The organism is Thermogemmata fonticola (assembly GCF_013694095.1).
GTDB lineage: Bacteria > Planctomycetota > Planctomycetia > Gemmatales > Gemmataceae > Thermogemmata > Thermogemmata fonticola.
Map to the genome: position 1 here is coordinate 963,086 of NZ_JACEFB010000001.1, position 17,847 is coordinate 980,932.

General features: G+C 60.1%; 11 protein-coding genes. 7 read left to right on the top strand and 4 right to left on the bottom strand.

The genetic code is table 11. The features are described from left to right. Positions 1 to 60 precede the first annotated feature (60 nt). Positions 61 to 2,889: a pyruvate dehydrogenase (acetyl-transferring), homodimeric type gene (gene aceE / locus H0921_RS03450; RefSeq protein WP_194536595.1), complete on the bottom strand. Its 2,829-nt coding sequence runs from the start codon at positions 2,887 to 2,889 to the stop codon at positions 61 to 63. A 287-nt stretch (positions 2,890 to 3,176) separates the two neighbouring features. On the opposite strand from aceE, the gene H0921_RS03455 reads away from it, so the two are divergent. The 5 genes from H0921_RS03455 to H0921_RS03475 all read left to right on the top strand — a co-directional run bounded on the left by H0921_RS03455 (position 3,177) and on the right by H0921_RS03475 (position 9,137). After that, positions 3,177 to 4,247: a hypothetical protein gene (locus H0921_RS03455; RefSeq protein ID WP_194536596.1), complete on the top strand. Its 1,071-nt coding sequence runs from the start codon at positions 3,177 to 3,179 to the stop codon at positions 4,245 to 4,247. Positions 4,248 to 4,497: 250 nt separating this feature from the next. After that, the gene (locus tag H0921_RS03460; RefSeq protein ID WP_194536597.1) at positions 4,498 to 4,887 is read left to right on the top strand and encodes a hypothetical protein; all 390 of its coding nucleotides are present in this window, start codon (positions 4,498 to 4,500) and stop codon (positions 4,885 to 4,887) included. Positions 4,888 to 4,989: 102 nt separating this feature from the next. Next, the gene (locus H0921_RS03465; RefSeq protein ID WP_194536598.1) at positions 4,990 to 6,981 is read left to right on the top strand and encodes a 2-oxoacid:acceptor oxidoreductase family protein; all 1,992 of its coding nucleotides are present in this window, start codon (positions 4,990 to 4,992) and stop codon (positions 6,979 to 6,981) included. A gap of 127 nt (positions 6,982 to 7,108) precedes the next feature. Next, positions 7,109 to 8,755: a thiamine pyrophosphate-dependent enzyme gene (locus H0921_RS03470; protein WP_194536599.1), complete on the top strand. Its 1,647-nt coding sequence runs from the start codon at positions 7,109 to 7,111 to the stop codon at positions 8,753 to 8,755. 55 nt (positions 8,756 to 8,810) lie between these two features. Further along, positions 8,811 to 9,137 (top strand): hypothetical protein, encoded by a 327-nt coding sequence (locus H0921_RS03475; RefSeq protein WP_194536600.1) that lies wholly within the window; start codon positions 8,811 to 8,813, stop codon positions 9,135 to 9,137. A gap of 101 nt (positions 9,138 to 9,238) precedes the next feature. Here H0921_RS03475 and H0921_RS03480 read toward each other — a convergent pair whose 3' ends face one another. Next, positions 9,239 to 11,035 (bottom strand): amidohydrolase, encoded by a 1,797-nt coding sequence (locus H0921_RS03480; protein ID WP_194536601.1) that lies wholly within the window; start codon positions 11,033 to 11,035, stop codon positions 9,239 to 9,241. 569 nt (positions 11,036 to 11,604) lie between these two features. Here H0921_RS03480 and H0921_RS03485 point away from each other — a divergent pair. Both H0921_RS03485 and H0921_RS03490 read left to right on the top strand, forming a co-directional pair. Next, positions 11,605 to 14,226 carry a S9 family peptidase gene (locus tag H0921_RS03485; RefSeq protein ID WP_194536602.1) on the top strand — a complete coding sequence of 874 codons (2,622 nt, stop codon included), beginning with the start codon at positions 11,605 to 11,607 and terminating at the stop codon, positions 14,224 to 14,226. A 257-nt stretch (positions 14,227 to 14,483) separates the two neighbouring features. Further along, a complete protein-coding gene (locus H0921_RS03490; RefSeq protein ID WP_194536603.1) occupies positions 14,484 to 15,614 on the top strand; it encodes a lactonase family protein in 1,131 nt (376 codons plus the stop codon). Positions 15,615 to 15,789: 175 nt separating this feature from the next. Here H0921_RS03490 and H0921_RS03495 read toward each other — a convergent pair whose 3' ends face one another. After that, the gene (locus H0921_RS03495) at positions 15,790 to 16,689 is read right to left on the bottom strand and encodes a DUF58 domain-containing protein (protein ID WP_194536604.1); all 900 of its coding nucleotides are present in this window, start codon (positions 16,687 to 16,689) and stop codon (positions 15,790 to 15,792) included. A gap of 65 nt (positions 16,690 to 16,754) precedes the next feature. Further along, a complete protein-coding gene (locus tag H0921_RS03500; protein ID WP_194536605.1) occupies positions 16,755 to 17,801 on the bottom strand; it encodes an AAA family ATPase in 1,047 nt (348 codons plus the stop codon). Positions 17,802 to 17,847 lie beyond the last annotated feature (46 nt).

A 17,847-nucleotide genomic window follows, 5' to 3' on the forward strand; every position in this document is an offset into this window, starting at 1 on the left:
AAGCCACGCACGTCGTAACCGGAGCATACCTTGTCACTTACCCGGAGTTGCTGCCTCCCATCAAACGGTCCAAGGCGGCGGAGCATCGGGTGACACTCCCAGCGACTCCAGCGCTTGCTGCACGACAGAACGGTCGATCTCCTGACGCTCTGCCAGGGAGTAGAGGGCAGCGACAGTGACGTGCTCCGCGTCGATCTCGAAGAAGCGGCGCAGCGCCTTACGCGTGTCGCTTCGGCCAAAACCATCCGTTCCCAACGCCAGCAACCGCCCTTCCAAAAAGGGGCCGATGAGTTCCGGCACTGCTCGGACATAATCGCTAGCGGCGATGATCGGACCGGGAACATTCCCCAACACCTGGCGGACGAAGGAGACGCGCTTTTCTGCCAGGGGATGCAACCGATTATATCGCTCACATTCCAGGGCTTCCCGGCGTAACATCTGATAACTCGTCACACTATAGACAGTACTGGCCACATTATATTGTTCCGCAAGGATTTTCTGGGCACGTAATACTTCCATGAGAATAGGACCTGACCCCAGGAGTTGAACTTCCGCAATGGCTCCTTGCGGCCGCAAACTCCGAAACGGATAGATACCGCGTATGATTCCCTCTCGAATCTGGGGTGAAGGCATGGGAGGCATATCATAGCTTTCATTGTACAACGTTAGATAGTAGAAGCACTCTTCATTACGGATGAACATGGCATGGATGCCTTCTTCGATAATAACGGCCAGTTCGTAGGCAAAAGCCGGATCATAAGCCCGGCAGGTGGGGACAGCGGAGGCGACCAGATGGCTATGGCCATCCTGGTGTTGAAGGCCCTCTCCGTTGAGCGTAGTACGGCCCGCGGTCGCTCCGAGGAGGAAACCCCGCGTGCGGGCATCGGCTGCCGCCCAAATCAGATCCCCGACACGTTGGAAGCCAAACATCGAGTAGTAGATATAAAACGGTATGGTATTAACACCGTAAGTATTGTAAGCCGTCCCTGCTGCGATGAAGCTGCACATAGCTCCAGCTTCATTGATTCCTTCTTGCAATATTTGCCCATTGGTTGACTCTTTATACTCGGTGAGAGTTCCCTTATCGACGGGCGTGTAAAGTTGTCCGATACTGGAATAGATTCCGAACGATTTATACATAGGCGGCATGCCAAAGGTTTGTCCTTCATCCGGGACAATGGGAACGATGTATTTGCCAATGGCGGGGTCCTTCATGATTTGTGTCATGAGCACAACCCAGGCTAGAGTGGTGGATTGCCCTTTACCGGGGGGTGTGCCTTTCAGGAGGGGTTCAAAGGCTTTGGGGTCGGGAGGCGAACTGGGGGTGAAGGTTGTATTGCGGAAGGGTTGGAAGCCGCCCAGGGCGCGCCGGCGATCCCGCAAGTATTTCATCTCCGGGCTGTCTTCTGGGGGGCGATAGAAGGGGACTTCGCCGAGCTGTTCATCCGTGAAGGGCAGCTCGAAGCGATCGCGGAACAAGCGTAGGGCAGCGATCATCTGGCGTTTGCTGATCTCTTCCGGCGCGAGGCTCGGTTCCCGTTCGATCTCCACCGCCAGCTTTTTCAACTGGTGCGTGGTGTTCTTGCCTGCCCCGCCCGTGCCTGGAATGCCGTACCCTTTGATTGTCTTGACCAGGATGACCGTGGGTTGTCCCTTATGCTCCACGGCGGCCTTATAGGCAGCGTAAACCTTGAGGGGATCATGTCCGCCACGCTTGAGAGTCGCCAAACGGGAGTTGGGAAGATGCTCGACCAAGGCTCGCAATTCGGGAGTGTTGAAGAAATGTTCGCGGATGAAGGCTCCCCGGCGTTCGAGGTCTTCCTCCTCGCTGAGGACGACTTTGTTGCGGATTTCCTCCGGCGTGCGGACATCTCGGCCGATGTATTCCTGGTACTCGCCATCGACCACTTCCATCATGCGGCGTGCCAAAGCACCCGTGTGGTCGGCCTGCAAGAGGGGGTCCCAATCGGAACCCCAGATCACTTTGATGACATTCCAGCCGGCACCGCGGAAAATCCCCTCTAGTTCCTGGATGATCTTGCCGTTGCCGCGGACGGGGCCATCCAGACGTTGCAAGTTGCAGTTGATGACCCAAATGAGGTTATCGAGGCGTTCGCGTCCCGCCAAGCCGATGCAACCGAGAGTCTCCGGTTCGTCGCATTCACCATCGCCGAGGAAGGCCCAGACTTTGACCGGGTCAGTATCTAACAGGCCGCGATCGCGCAGGTAGCGGTTGAAGCGGGCGTGATAGATCGACATGATCGGGCCGAGGCCCATGCTGACGGTAGGAAACTGCCAGAAGTTGGGCATGAGCCAGGGATGGGGATAGCTGGACAGGCCGCCTCCGGTTTGCAATTCGCGGCGGAAATTCAGCAACTGCGTTTCGCTGAGCCGTCCTTCGAGAAAGGCGCGGGCATACATTCCGGGACTGGCATGACCCTGGAAGAAAATGACATCGCCGGGATGGGTTTCGCTCCGACCGCGGAAAAAGTGATTGAAGCCGATTTCGTACAGTGTCGCCGCACTGGCAAAAGTGGAGATGTGCCCGCCAACGTTGGTGTTGCGATTGGCCCGCAGCACCATCGCCATCGCATTCCAGCGGACGATGCTTTTGATGCGCCGTTCTAGTTCGCGGTTGCCAGGGAAAGGAGGCTGTTCTTCCAGAGGAATGGTGTTGACGTAGGGCGTGGTGATGGCCCCGATCATGGGGGTGCGGGTCCGGCGGGCCACCAAGGCCATCAACTGTTCCAGCAAATAGTGAGCGCGTTCTGGTCCGGCGTGGCGGAGCACCGCCTCCATCGATTCGAGCCACTCCGCGGTCTCCTGCGGGTCGTGGTCCTCCGCCAGGCGTGCGGCACGACGGGCCAGCACGTCGGGTGTTGTGAGCATTCGTTGATCTCCAGCGCGCAACCGAGGGAGAGGTAGCGGCAGGGTAGTGGCGTGGATGGGACATCCTGACCCAACACGCCGCCTCCGCATCATCTAATAGGGGCGGAGAAGGTTTCAATTCCATCCGACACTGTTTAGAATAGGTTGAACCCCAGGGATGTCCATTGCTCCTGGCCCTGGTCTCGGCGATGACACACGGGTTTCACCACCGAGCTGCCACTGGGAGTGGAGAGATTTCGCCCAAAGAGGAGCGAATCGCCTAAAGAGTCACTGGAAAGGACGAGCCAATGTCTCCCCGCCCCGCGATTGTTTTTGGGTTGGCCTGCGGCTTGGCCGGTGTGTTGCTTCCCCTCCTGCCAGCTTCGCCCTCCCCGGACATTCCCCCCGCGACCGTTGTAAGCTGGTCCCCCTCGCCGTCCCCGCTGCGGCAGGTGGTTTCTGCTTGGGCCCAAAAAGGGGGCCTCCAAGTCGAGGTAGCCCCCCCTTTGGCCGAACTTCCTGTCTCTCTCTCGTTGGAGAACGTTCCGTTGTGGGAGGCGTTGGAGCGAACCGCCCGGCAGGTTCGGGGACAGTGGAACGTCAGTGCTGACGGGAAAAGCCTGCGCTTGCTCCCAAAGGGGGAAGGGCAAACGATCGCAGCCTCGGCCGGCCCCTTCCGAATCGTGGTGCAAACGGTCCATGCCCGCTTGCAGCCTTCCACGGCCCATGCCGTTTGTGACCTCGATCTGCTGGTCCACTGGGAACCGCGTTATCCCGTGTACCGAATCGACGCCTCTCCCAGCATCACGATGGCTCAGGACGAGCGGGGGCAATCTCTCGCGGCGGAAAGCTCCAGGAGCCGCCAATATCCCCCTGCCGCCGCCAGCGAGATGTTTGTACGTCTCACCGGGGTGCGACGGCAGGCGCAGCGGATTGCATGTTTGGAGGGCGTGTTCCGGGTGACGTTGGCCGAGCGCCTGCTCACCCTCCGTTGGGACACCCCGCCGCGGGAGAAAATGGTGACACAAACAGCCGGTCCTCTCATCTTCACCTGGAAGTCGCTGCGGCGAAATCCCACCCTGCAAGTATGGGAGGTGGAGCTGGAGGGGGAATATCCAGCCGACCATCCGCGGTTCGATAGTTACGAAGAGAGCAAGTGGCTGCGGGATGTGCAGATTCAGTGGCGCACCGCCGCAGGCCGAATTGTCCGCCCCCAAGGGGAGGAGATTTATGCCAGTGGACGCAAAGTCCAGGTGGCCTGTCAATTCCCGCAGGCCATTGATCCCCTTGCGGCGGGCGGGTCGTTGCTCTTGACCGTCCCAGCCCCCCTGCGCGAAGTCCGCATCCCCTTCCGCTTGGAGAATATCCCGCTTCCCTGAGAGCGGTGCTGGCGGCGACATGTGAACAACATGCCAGAACGGTCCCTGTCCCATGACGAGTTTCGCCACTCAAGTTCTCTCCATTGCACGAGATGGAACTACGCCGTATAATCCTCCCAGGGAAACCGCATGGTTCACGCAGGGAAGCGGATCGGAACGACGGCCAAGACGCAACGGCCGTCTCCAACAGCGGGCAGAAATGATTTCTTGAGCGGCCTTCGCACCAACTCCCAGCGAGGGGAAGAGTGTCATGCCGGCGACATCCTCTCCGACGCGCTTGCGAACGGATTGGGAACTGTTACAAGGTGCCTGGCGATCGGTAGCCGGTCCCTGTGAGGCCCGCTTGCTGATTGCGGGGGACCATTTCAGTTTCGAGTTTTTGGATGGCGACATTTACATGGGAACGTTCGTCTTGACGCCAGAGGGGATGGATATGCATATCCTGGCGGGACCGGCGGAGCACCGGGGTAAGACGGCGCTCTGTCTGTACCGCTTGGAAGGGGGTGTCTTGCAGTGGTCGCCGGGCCGGCCGGGATCGCAGCGGCGCCCCAGCCGTTTCCCGGAGGTGGATGATCCCCGCTCGCTGTCGTTCGTCTTCCGCCGGGATCGTCGGCTCGCCCGCCGTGGACCGCTGCGCTAGGTGTTGAAAATCGCTCGTGGTTCCTCCGCCCAGGTTTCCCTTGCGCCCCTGCGGGCATACACCAACAGTATCCATGACCTCAAAGCGGGAGGTTTTCGATTCATGAGCATCGCTGTTGCGCAAGCGCCGATCCGGACTCCCGAGGCCAGCCGTGAAGCCGTCGAGGCTAGCTATCAGTATCCGGGCATTCCGACCACGTGCGACGGCGCCGAAGCCGTGGTCCATGTGGAGACGCACATCAGCCAGGCGGCAGGGGCGTATCCGATCACCAGCTCCACCACCATGGGAGGCGGTTTCAATGCGGCGGTCATGAACGGGGCGAAGAACCTTTGGGGCGACCCCCTGATGTTCTTTGAACCGGAGAGCGAACATTCGGCCGCTTCCATCTGCGAAGGGTTCGCCGTGGCGGGGGGGCGCGTCACCAATTTCACCAGCGGCCAGGGCTTGGTCCTGATGAAAGAGGTGCTTTACACCATCGCCGGCAAACGCCTGCCCGTGGTGATGAACATCGGAGCCAGGGCTTTGACCAGTCAGGGCCTCAACGTCCACGCTGGGCATGACGACGTCATGAGCGTGGCGGACTGCGGCTGGGGCATGCTCTTTGCCCGCAATGCGCAGGAGGCAGGGGATTTCTGCCTCATCTGCCGCCGCGTCGCTGAAGCGACCTTTACCCCCTTCTTCAACATCCAGGACGGCTTCCTCACAACTCATACTGTCGAAACGGTCCGCCTGCCGGAACCGGAATTCATGAAGGAGTACGTCGGCAACCCCAAGGAAAAGCTGATCAACCTGATGGACCCCGCCAACCCTATGATGTCCGGCGTGGTGCAAAACCAGGACTCGTACATGAAGGGGAAGATCGCCCAGCGCTGGTACTACGACCGCATTGCGCCGGCGCTGGAGGATGCCTTCGACGAGTTTGCCCGTAAGACCGGACGGCGCTACGGCTTCGTCGAACCCTACCGCTGCGAGGATGCCGAATACATCCTCGTCGGTATGGGCTGTTACATGGAGACTGCCAAGGCCGTCGTGGATTACCTGCGGGAGAAAAAAGGGATTGCCGCGGGATGCCTGACGGTGTTCGTCTTCCGCCCCTTCCCGGCCCGCCACATCGTCGAGGCGCTGAAGAACTGCACGGCCTTCACTGTCCTGGAACGCATGGACGACCCGCTGTCCACCACGGGCAACCACCTGACGCGGGAAATCAAGGCGGCCTTCTGCGATGCCATGACGGGACAAAATGGCCAGGAAAAGATCGACCGCATTCCGCGCATCTATCATGGCTCCGCGGGGTTGGGCAGCCGGGATGTCCGTCCCGGTGACCTCATCGCCGCTTTCCACAACATGATGATCGACGGCCCGGACTACTTCTGCGTCGGCATCGATCATCCGCTCGCTCTTAAGGTCACGGAAGACCCCGATCTGCGCCCCAGCGGGGCCTTCTCCATGCGCGGGCACTCCGTCGGCGGTTTCGGCTCCGTTACCACGAACAAAGTCATCGCCACGATCGCCGGCAACGTCTTCGGTAAAGATGTGCAAGCCTACCCCAAGTACGGCTCCGAAAAGAAAGGCCTGCCCACCACCTATTACCTCACCATTGCCGATAGCCATATCAATCTCCACTCCGAACTCGAACGGGTGGAATTGCTGGTGATCAACGATCCCACGGCGATCCTGAGTCCTTTGACTCTCAAAGGTCTGGTTCCCGGCGGCGCCATCTTCATGCAGTCGCCCTACAGCGACCCCGCCGAGGTCTGGAAACGCATCCCCGATTTCAACCGCCGGACGATTCGAGAAAACAACATCCGGGTCTATTACTGCGACATGGTGCGCATTGCCCGGGAAGTTGCCAGTGAACCTGACTTGCAGATGCGCATGCAAGGCATTGTACTCCTGGGGGCGTTCCTGCGATTGACCCCTTATGCACGGGAAGCCGGCATGACCGACGAGCAGGTGTACGCCGGGGTCGAGAAAGCCCTGCGCAAGTACTTCGGCAAGCGCGGCGACCAGGTGGTTCAGGAAAACCTCACCTGCGTCAAGCGCGGCTACAGCGAGATGAAGGAAATCCCCCGGAGCATCATCGCGGCGGAGTGAGCGGCGCTACCGCTTGGCCATCGGCTCTGGGCCTGCTGTTTCGGGCTGTGTGCACTTGGCCTGAAGGAATCTGCATAACCGGGAAACCACTCACCGCAGGAAACCATCGAACTCGCGAGGTGAATTTATGGCAACAGCGACCCTGCAAGCTCCCTCGATGAACGCGGCCCACGAACGCGACCCGTTCAACAACAGTTGCTACGGTACGACTATCGACCGGCCTTACAAATTGGTCAGTCTCCCCGTGCTGGATGTGGTCGATTTCAACGAACGGATCATCCGGGGTTATGAGGAAGGGTACGGGGAAAAGGAGTTGCCAGCGGACCTGTCTGTCGCCCGCTCGCTCATTCCGGCAGGCACCGCTTCGTTGCGGGACTTTAGCTACATCGCCCCGGAAATTCCTGAATACATCCCGGAAAACTGCACCGGCTGTATGGAGTGTGTGACGGAATGCCCCGATACCGCCATCCTCGGCAAGGTGCTTTCCGAGGAAGAATGGCAGCAGAAGATGAGCCAACTGCCGCCGGAAGATCGCGCCCTGTACGAACCCCAATGGTCCCGCACCAAGAAGTACTACGACGGCTTCAAGAAGAAGCTCGGCGTCGGCGGGATGTTCAACATCATCATCGACCCGTCCAAGTGCAAGGGCTGCGCGGAGTGCGTGACAGTCTGCGATGACAACGCCTTGCGCATGGTGCCCAAAACGGATGAGGTCATGTACAAGGCGCGGAAAAGCCACCGCTTGTTCAAGAACATGGGGCCGTCCGACGAGAAGTACATCAGCGGCAACCTGCTCATCGACATCATGCTCAAGGAAAGCGCCCATATCTATACGGGCGGTGCTGGCTCCTGCGCCGGCTGCGGGGAAGGGACGGCTTTGCGTATGCTCTGCGCCGCCACCGGCAGCAAATACGGCGAAGATTGGGGCATCGTCGCCGCCACGGGCTGCAACACTGTGTACACTTCCACCTATCCTTACAATCCGTATCTGGTGCCCTGGACCAACTCCCTCTTCGAGAATGCCCCCACCTATGCGATTGGCGTGCGGATGCGCTGGGACCAAATGGGCTGGAAGGACAAACCCCTTTGGGTCATCGGTGGGGATGGCGCCATGTACGACATCGGCTTCCAGGCCCTCTCCCGCATGTTCATGAGCGGCCTCAACATCAAGGTGTTTGTCCTGGACACGCAAGTGTATTCCAACACCGGCGGCCAGGCTTCGACCAGTAGCTACACCGGCCAGAACACCAAGATGTCCGTGCATGGCAAGGCAGTATTCGGCAAGCAGGAACGCCGCAAGGAGATCGCCCAAATCGCCATGATGCATCCGGGAGTTTACGTCGCCCAGACGACCTGTGCCCACGTCAATCACTTTTACAAGTCCGTCTTAGGCGCCCTGGAGTATCCGGGACCGGCCATTGTCTCTTGCTACACGACTTGCCAGCCGGAGCACGGCGTAGCGGATAACATGGCGGCGGAACAAGCCCGTCTGGCCGTCGATAGCCGAGCTTTCCCCTTGCTCATCTACGATCCGCGTGCAGGGGATACCATCAAAAGCCGTCTCTCCCTGCAAGGCAACCCGAACGTCAAAGGGGATTGGTACATCCACCCGAAGACCGGCAAGGAGATCACCTTCATCGACTTCGCGCGCACGGAGGGCCGTTTCGCCAAGCATTTCGACAAAGACGGCAACCCGTCGGAAGTGCTCCTGGCGGCCAACCAGGACCGCTTGCAAAACTGGCGGCTGCTTCAGGAACTTGCTGGTCTGCGCTGAAGCCTATCGCCGATGGTGATGAAGCCCATCGGGGTTAGCACGACAACGTTGTGCCATGCCAGCTCCCCTGCCTCCTCCCAAAGCGGTGCATGTGTTCCAGGGCGATGTGGGCGCGGCCCTGGAGTTTCTCAAGCGTGCCCGCTGGGAATTGCGGGAGCTGCGTTACGCCCGCCTTTACCAGGATCGTCTGCTGGTCATCGACGTGAACCGCGATTCCCTGGAAATCCAGGGCGTGGGTTATCCCCATTCGGCAGCGGCGACACTGTTGCGTGCAGTCAACGCAGCGTTCGATCCCGCCACGCTCGCCGAGGCCACATCCGCCGAGTATAAGGAGTTCACCACGGGACGGCGCCACGCTTGGGCCGAAGATCGCGTCATGTAGATGGACACCCCCGTCCTTTCCGACCTCTTGGACTTCAGTACGTATCTGTCTTGCGCCACTGTCAAACAGCCGCAGTCAGGAAAGCGGGGAGCGAAAGGGTTTCAGCGGCGGTCATACACGATGCGGCCTCCCACCCCTGTCAGCAAGACCCGCGTGTCCCGAATATCATCTACGGGACACGTGAAGATATCCCGGTCGATGAGGATGAAATCGGCTAGCTTACCCACTTCCAGGGAGCCTTTCTGTTTTTCTTCCCGGTGGAGGTAGGCATTATTGATGGTGTAAAGGCGCAGGGCTTGTTCGCGTGTTAAGGCTTCCGCCGGTTGATGGACCTGTCCGCTTTCCAGCCGTCGCGTGATGGCCACCCACATTCCCAGCCACGGACTCCAGGGATTGGTGCTGCTGAACGGATCGGTCCGGATCATGTGATCGCTGCCCCCGCCGATGGTCGTGTATTTCCACCACGATTGATAGGGCTGGAACCAGCGCATCCGTTCCGGTCCCAGGAGCCGAAGCAGAGTATCGCCATCTTTGTAGAGCCAGGCGGGTTGGATGTCGGCGCAGACACCCAGCTTGCGGCAGCGTTCGAGATTGTGCTGGCTAGGAAAGTTGGCGTGCGTGATGCAGAAGCGCAAGTCGCGGATAGGGACAAAGCGGTCCGCAAATTCATAGGCATCGAGGAGCACATCCATCGCCGCTTCTCCGGCGCAGTGAGCTGTTACAGCCCACCGCCGACGCGCCGCCTCTACGCAGAAAGTCTGCAACTGTTCCGGAGGAACGAAGAGCAAGCCCCGGTAGTTCTCCTCCGTCACCTGATAGGCTTCGCCTTTGGGCCAGGGTTGACGCATGTAGGCCGTCCCGTTGAGCATGCCTCCGTCCAGAAAAATTTTGATGGGGCCGATGCGGACCCAATCATCCCCCGCGCCGGTCGGCCCGTCCTGTTTTTCGGGTCCCAGGAGTTGTTCCAGCCGCCGGATGAGGTCATCGGCATTTCCCGTAGGAGAAAAACTGCGGGCGACGTTGACGCGTACGGTCAGTTCGCCCCGTTGCTGGAGATCGCGATAGAGTTTCAAGGCATTCGGTCCGGCGTTGCGGTCGGAGATGCTGGTCAAGCCATGAGCGTTGTACAATGCGAAAAGTTTTTTGACAGCGGCCTGTCGTTGCTCCGGAGTCAACCGCTCGCCTCCACCAGGCACACCTTTGAGGACACTGTAGGCATTGCGAAGCAGACCGGTCGGCTCCCCGGTTTTCGGATCCCGCACAATCTGTCCCGCCGGCGGATCCTTGGTGTGCCGGGTGATGCCTGAGACCTTCAAACCGAGGCTATTGACCACGCCGGCTGGCCCTGCGTGGTACAACACCGGATGCTCGGGCGCCGCTGCATCTAGCTCGGCGCGGGTCGGGAAGCGGGCTTCTTTCAGGCGGGTCGGGAAACCATAGCGGATAACGATCCACTCGCCTTTGGGCGTGCGTTGGGCTTGGGCGCGGATAGCTTCGAGCACTTCGGCCACGGAACGGAATTGCGGCAGCGGTCCTTCCGCTTCGCTCCAAGCGGCTTGCAGGGGATGGGTATGGCTGTCGTATAATCCCGGCAGCACCATGCGCCCCTGGGCATCGATCATCGTGGTTTTCGGCCCTTGCCACCGCAGAATATCCGCATTTTTCCCCACCGCGATAATTCGCCCATCGCGCACGGCCAACGCCTCGGCTATACTCATCCGCTCATCCACCGTGACCACCCGCGCATTGTGAAGGATCAGGTCGGCGGGAGGCGATTCCGCTTTCTTCTCCGTTTGTACCTGCCGCAGGTCTGTTTCGCGGCAGAGGCAAGTGTCCCAAATCACCCCGATCAGTACTCCCAAAATTGCCGTGGCGGTAAAAAAGTGTCTCGGAGCCATGTTTCCTTTCTCCCGATTGGGAGGAACCTCCTCCCGGTTCACACAACAGGAAGCCAACGGCTTGACCCCCTGCTCTAATCTACCAGGACTCCGCCGCCGCTCAAGCGAATCGATCTCCCTTCAGAAAAGTGTCGTTCTCCTGAAGGAAGTTCGGTCCTCCCCATAGTGCGGACAAATCATCTCCAAGCAAGCCTTCCCCCTCGTCAGGCGGAAGGTTTCCGATTACACTGCTTTACAATCTGAGGTGGTGCACAACAAAGGGTATGCCACCCCCAGTAATCCCAGCAACGAGCGGGCATCGAGCCATGAGGGGACGCACACTTCGAGGCAAGGACATAATGGCAAACGCCCTTCGGCATTGGGGAGTGGTTCCGTTGATTCCCCTGATCGCCTTGGGATATTGGCAGGGTAATGGAGCATCCGCGGAGGCGGTTCGGGCGACTGAGAGTCTCGGAGCGGGGAATCCGCCGTCTACCCTGCTCTCGGAATCTAGGATCATCACGCCTCCATTCTCTTTGGGCAAGTTGCATTCCGGGAGTGCCTGGAGCGCTGCTCCAGGAGGGTATATTTTGCCCGCATCCTGCTCCGCTTTGGCCATGGAACTCCAGCGCCGCGGCGTGGAAGTCCGGGAGCTGCTGGAAGACATCCGCCTGTACGTCGAACTCTATCCTGGGCTTTCGGAAGAAAGCGGAAAGAACCGGCTCTCTTCCCCCAAGTCTGGCATTCCTCGGCGCGAGCGGCTCATGGTACCCGCCGGAAGTTACGTCCTTCCTCCGCAGCAACCCCTGGGTCCTTGGCTCGCGCGATGGCTAGACCCGGACAGTCCCCAGAATCTGCTCCGACAGTTCCCAGACCTTTCCGGCAACCCTGTAAATCCGCCTTACCCCATCTGGCGAGTGCTGGAGCGGGTGCCTTTGTGGACTGGCCCCCCGCCTTTGCTTCCCGAACAACGCCGGCCCTTGCAACCGATTACCGAAGCCTTGCTGTTCCGCCCCGATGGCACGATCTCGCAAGGCTTCCAGGGAACGCCTGCCCGGATTGTCGACTGGCTCGACGGCGAACATTTCCTGCAAGTCAAGGAAGGGAAACTTTGGAAAGTCGAAGCCCGGACGGGCCAGGCCGAACTCTTTGCCAATCCGGAATCGATCGCTCGGTCCTTACGTGCAGCCAAAGAGATTCCCGCCTCGTTAGTCCAGCGTTGGAGCACCGCGACGAGCTTCCGTTTTACGCCGGATCATAGCGGCTTTCTCTTCGAGGTCGGAGATGAGTTGGCCATTGGTTACTTCAACGGCCGGCCAGCCAGGGTGTTGACTCGCAGCGGCGGGCGAAAGGAACATGTTACCTTCAGTCCCGATGGCCAATCTCTGGCCTTTGTGCGCGGCGGCAACCTTTTCGCCGTGGACATCGTCTCCGGTGCGGAACGGCAACTCACCCACGATGGCGGCGGCGACATCCTCAACGGCAAAGCCGATTGGGTTTACGAAGAGGAAATTTTCCTCCGCAATGGCCGGGCCTACTGGTGGAGTCCCGATGGCCAACAGATCGCCTTCCTCCGTTTTGACGACAGTCCGGTGCGCCGCTTCACCATCACTCGTTTCGAGGGAACCTACGGGGAAGTGGAGCGTTATCCCTATCCCAAAGCGGGCGAAGCCAACCCCCATGTTCGTATTGGGGTCGTCTCTGTCCGAGGCGGAAAGCCTCGCTGGTTGGACCTGCCCCCGGAATATCCCCCGGCCAATACGCTGATTGTCCGCGTGGGTTGGCGTCCGCTTATCATGGCGAAACCTCAAAACCCACCGGCACCTCAACCTCCGGCAACGCCCGAGGCAATTCCGAATCCGCCGCCGCCACGGGAAGCACCGCCTTCCTCGGACCGCTTCTGGAGCACCCACGGCTTGTATGCCTATGTGCAAAACCGGACGCAGACGTGGCTCGATTTGCTCGTATGGGAGGCCCCCGATCAACCTCCGCGCCGCTTGCTGCGTGAGACCACCGCCGCCTGGGTCGAAGATGCCGGGCCGCCACACTTTCTCCCCGACGGCTCCTTCCTGTTCCTCAGCGAACGCAGCGGCTGGAAGCATCTATACCACTATGCCGCTGATGGCCGTTACCTGCGCCGCATCACCCATGGCACCTGGGAGATTCAAGATGTCCTCCGGGTGGACCCGGACCGGCAGCGGATTTACTTCACGGCCCGATGGACCTCACCGACGGGGGTCGATTTCTGCTCCGCCACTTTCGACGGCAAAGTCGAGCTGCTCAGTGAAAAGGGCAAAACCCATCAGATCACCCTGGCCCCGCAAGGATCGTTGTACATCGACCGCTGGAGCGATCCCTACACGCCCCACCAGCAAGTCCTCGCGGAGATCGGACGAGGGACGATCCGCCGCCTCGATACCAACCCGGTGCGCGAGAGGGAACGCTTCCGCTTCGGCAAACACGAACGGGTCCGCATCCCTCTGGCGGACGGCTTCATCCTCGAAGGGGCAATCACCTATCCGCCCGACTTCGATCCGCAGAAACGCTATCCGGTCTGGCTGTTCATTTATGGGGGGCCGCGGATGCCTACGATTCGGGATGATTACAGCGCGGGCCGCGTTCTGGACCAATCGCTGGCATCAAGCGGCATCGTCGTCGTCCGAGTCGATCCACGCAGTGCCAGTGGCAAGGGAGCACAGTCGGCCTGGAGCTGTTACAAACAGCTCGGCGTCCAGGAATTGAAAGACCTGGAAGAAGTTGTCCGCTGGCTCACAGCCCAAAAGTGGGCCGATCCCAAACGCCTCGGCCTGAGCGGACATAGCTACGGAGGCTACCTGACCGCTTATGCCCTGACCCATTCCTCCCTTTTCGCCGCGGGGATCGCTTCGGGTCCCGTCACAGACTGGCACCTGTATGACACCATCTATACAGAACGCTACATGCTTACGCCCCAGGAAAACCCCAAGGGCTACGAACGGAGCAGTTGTCTCAACGCCGCCAAAAATCTGCAGGGCCGCTTGCTGATCCTCCACGGCATGATCGACGACAATGTCCATGTGCAAAACACGATGCAATTGGCGGAAGCCCTGCAAAAAGCCAATAAGCCGTTCGAGATGATGCTCTATCCCTCGTCTCGCCACGGGATCCGCGGGCAGCATTACATGCGCGTCCAACTGGACTTCATCCGCCGCTCGTTGGGAGTGAATCCGTGACATCATCCGCCGCCAGATCAGTCAGAAAACCATTTGTTTTTCTGGCAGATGCCCCCTATATTCCTCAAAGGAACTCCTACTGTGGCGTGTGAGCGAGCCACGACATCACCCCAGGGACTTCCTGACTTGCAAACACTATCACCGATCCGAATAAACCAACGCAGGCGCGCTGACACCATCGGCTTGCCGATGTGTCCTGGGATTCTGGTGGAAATGGACAGGGCAGCCGGAAGTGGTTTTCTCCAGGAGGATGAATCATGAAACATCGATTGGCGATGGTATGGAGCGTACTACTGGCAAGCACCGGCGTTCTCAGCGCCCAGGAGTACTGGGTTTACATCGGCACCTACACGAGCGCCAAAGGCAGCAAGGGGATTTATCGGGCCAAGCTGGAGGCGAGCACGGGGAAGCTCAGCGAACCGGAGCTGGCCGCCGAGGTAGGTAGTCCATCGTTTCTGGCGATCCATCCGAACCACAAGTTCCTCTACGCCGTCGGAGAAACGAGCGGCAAAGGCGGCGGAGCCGTGCGGGCCTTCGCTATCGACGCGAAAACCGGCGCCCTGACCTTGATCAATGAAAGCACCAGCGGCGGGGCGGGACCATGCCATCTCGTAGTGGACCCGAAGGGCCGCTTTCTGCTTGTGGCCAATTACGGCGGGGGAAGCACGGCCTTGTTCCGCTTACGGGAAGACGGCGGGCTGGGAGAACGCTTGGCCGTGCTCCAGCATCAGGGGAGCGGGCCGAATAAGGGGCGCCAGGAAGCACCCCACGCCCACTGCACGGCCTTCAGCGCCGATGGACGGTACGCCTTCAGCGTCGATTTGGGAATCGACCAAGTTAAGGTCTTCCGACTCGAACCCGATTCGGGGGCCATCGACGATGCAGCCCTAGCGGACATCCGCCTGCCAGCGGGTTGCGGCCCGCGCCACATCACCTTGGCAGCCGACGGCCAATATGCCTACGTCAACGGCGAACTGGATTCCACCGTCCACACCGTCCGCTTGGACCTCGCCCAGGGGAAACACGAAGTCTTGCAATCCCTCTCGACTCTCCCCCAGCCCGTCAAAGGAAACACTACCGCCGAGTGTATCCTTTCTCCCGATGGCCGATTTGTCTATGTTTCGAACCGCGGCCATAACAGCATCGCCGTCTTCCGTGTCCGTCCGGATCGCACTCTGGAGGCAGTCGGCCACATCACCGGCGACATCAAAATCCCCCGCAATTTCAACATCGATCCCACCGGGAAATGGCTGCTCATCGCTAGCCAAGATGGGGACAAAGTCGGCGTTTGGAGTCGGGATGCTGCCACAGGTCTGGCTAAGGAGACAGGCCAAACGATCCCAGTGAGCCGGCCGGTTTGCATCAAGTTCGTACCTATCGCACGATAATCGTGGCCTCATCCTGGAGCCGGGAGTTTGGGCCAACTGACCTGTCCTCATCAGCAGGGTGCCTGGCCTGCCGAAACATCTGGATTGCAGCGATGCCGTCCTACGATCAGGATCGCCGTGCCAACAGGCCAATCCAAACCGGCAAGGCCATCGCACCGGCGGGAAGATGGCCCGGCTACCGCTGCTGACGCCGCTTTTGCAGATAGGCGGCCAGTTCGTGCCCCAAATCGGCGTCCGTTCGGAGCAACACGTAGTCGATCTCCAGTTCCCGGCAACAGGACTGAAGGGCGGCTTGGTGCTGGGCCAATGCCCTCAAATAGCTCTCCCGAATGCTCGCCGGGTCGGTGAGGACATCCGGCAGCCCTTCCAAACCCCGGAAGAGCGTCAAATGGCGGAAGGGAAAGTCCAGCTCTGCCGCATCCAAGACGTGGAACACGATGACTTCGTGCTTGTGGAATACCAAATGCTGCAAACCCTGGCGGATGGCCCCCACCTCATCGAGCAGATCGCTCAAGAGAAAGACGATTCCGCGGCGGCCCATACGCGGCGCGAGCTGGTGCAAGGCCTGCCCAATGTTCGTGGTCTGTCGTCCCGGTCCTGGAGCTAGCACCCGGCAGATTTCGCGCAGATGCGTTCGCTGACTGGAAGGCCGCAATTCGGCCCCAGAGGAAAGGCCGCTCAGCGTCATCAGGCCGACACTGTCCGTCTGGGCCAAGACCATATAACTGAGGGCAGCGGCGGCGATCGCGGCTACGTCATACTTGCTGCGCTCCGCCGAGGCGTAGCTCATCGACTCGCTGGCATCCACGAGCATCCAGGCGACCAGGTTGATCTCCTGTTCGTATTGCTTGAGGTGGAAACGTTCGGTGCGGCCGTACACTTTCCAATCGATGTGTTTGAGATCATCTCCTGGAACATAGGGGCGGTGCTGGGCGAACTCGACGGCGAATCCATGCCGGGGGCTGCGGTGCCGGCCCGCCAGCATTCCTTCCACCACTTGCCGGGCTTCCAGTTCTAAGCGTTCGATCCGTGCCAAAACCGCGGGATCGAGCGGTGAAGGCTGTTGCGGGGTCATAAGACACGTTCCTGCGGATTTGGCGCATGCACTCCCTTGAAGAGTGCTCAACCGCACTCCTTGCCTTAGGCGGTCCGGGCCGGGACATCGCGGAGTAGCCTCCGGATCAGATCATCCGGGGTGACATTGTCCGCCTTGGCTGCATAATTGGTGATGATGCGATGGCGCAGCACGGGCAAGGCTACTGCCTGGATATCCTCGACGGCCACATGGTGCCGGCCGTGAAGCAACGCCCGGCCTTTTGCGGCCAGGACTAGGTTCTGGCCGGCCCGCGGTCCAGCGCCCCAGGTGACATACTGCCGCACATAGTCTGGCACATCCTTCGGGACGGCGGCATGGGCGTCCCAAGATACAGGACGCGTCCAGCGGGTCAGCCGCAAGGCGTAGCGTATCACGTAATCCGCCGCCGGTATCCGCCGGACTAATGCCTGCATTTGGCCAATCTGCGAAGCCGTTATGACCTGTTCGACCTGAGGTGTTGGGCCGCCTGTCGTCGTGGCAATCACGCGGAACTCGTCCTCTTCGGGCGGATAATCTACCACAATCGTGAACATGAAGCGATCCTGTTGGGCTTCGGGCAAAGGATAGGTTCCCTCCTGCTCGATCGGATTCTGGGTAGCCAGGACGAAGAAAGGATCAGGCAGCTTGTGGCGTTCCCCGGCCACGGTGACCTGGCGCTCCTGCATGGCTTCCAGCAGGGCCGCCTGGGTCTTCGGCGGCGTGCGGTTGATCTCATCCGCCAAAATGACTTGAGCGAAGATCGGGCCTTTGACAAAGCGAAACACCCGCTGCCCGCTGCTACGGTCTTCCTGGAGAATTTCCGTCCCGGTGATGTCGGAGGGCATCAAGTCCGGCGTGAATTGAATGCGGCTGAAGGACAGGTTCATGCAATCCGCCAGCGTGCGGATCATCAACGTCTTGGCCAGACCAGGGACCCCAACGAGCAAAGCATGGCCTTGACCCAGCAAGGCGATCAGCAGCAACTCCAGGACCTCCCGCTGACCCACGATCACTTTGCCGCACTCATCCAGGATGCGGCGGCATAGTTCCCGCGCTTGCTCGGCTGCTGCCAATTCATCGTCCAGCATCACGGCTGCCGCGTCGTCGTTCATACCTCGTGATCCTTGGATCGGGGATATCTCTTCGCCAGTGCTGCTC

Coding starts and splice junctions, on each gene's coding strand:
- H0921_RS03480 (WP_194536601.1), bottom strand. CDS start 11,035: ATGGCTCCGAGACACTTTTTTACCGCCACGGCAATTTTGGGAGTACTG.
- H0921_RS03455 (WP_194536596.1), top strand. CDS start 3,177: ATGTCTCCCCGCCCCGCGATTGTTTTTGGGTTGGCCTGCGGCTTGGCC.
- H0921_RS03495 (WP_194536604.1), bottom strand. CDS start 16,689: ATGACCCCGCAACAGCCTTCACCGCTCGATCCCGCGGTTTTGGCACGG.
- aceE (WP_194536595.1), bottom strand. CDS start 2,889: ATGCTCACAACACCCGACGTGCTGGCCCGTCGTGCCGCACGCCTGGCG.
- H0921_RS03465 (WP_194536598.1), top strand. CDS start 4,990: ATGAGCATCGCTGTTGCGCAAGCGCCGATCCGGACTCCCGAGGCCAGC.
- H0921_RS03490 (WP_194536603.1), top strand. CDS start 14,484: ATGAAACATCGATTGGCGATGGTATGGAGCGTACTACTGGCAAGCACC.
- H0921_RS03470 (WP_194536599.1), top strand. CDS start 7,109: ATGGCAACAGCGACCCTGCAAGCTCCCTCGATGAACGCGGCCCACGAA.
- H0921_RS03475 (WP_194536600.1), top strand. CDS start 8,811: ATGCCAGCTCCCCTGCCTCCTCCCAAAGCGGTGCATGTGTTCCAGGGC.
- H0921_RS03500 (WP_194536605.1), bottom strand. CDS start 17,801: ATGAACGACGACGCGGCAGCCGTGATGCTGGACGATGAATTGGCAGCA.
- H0921_RS03460 (WP_194536597.1), top strand. CDS start 4,498: ATGCCGGCGACATCCTCTCCGACGCGCTTGCGAACGGATTGGGAACTG.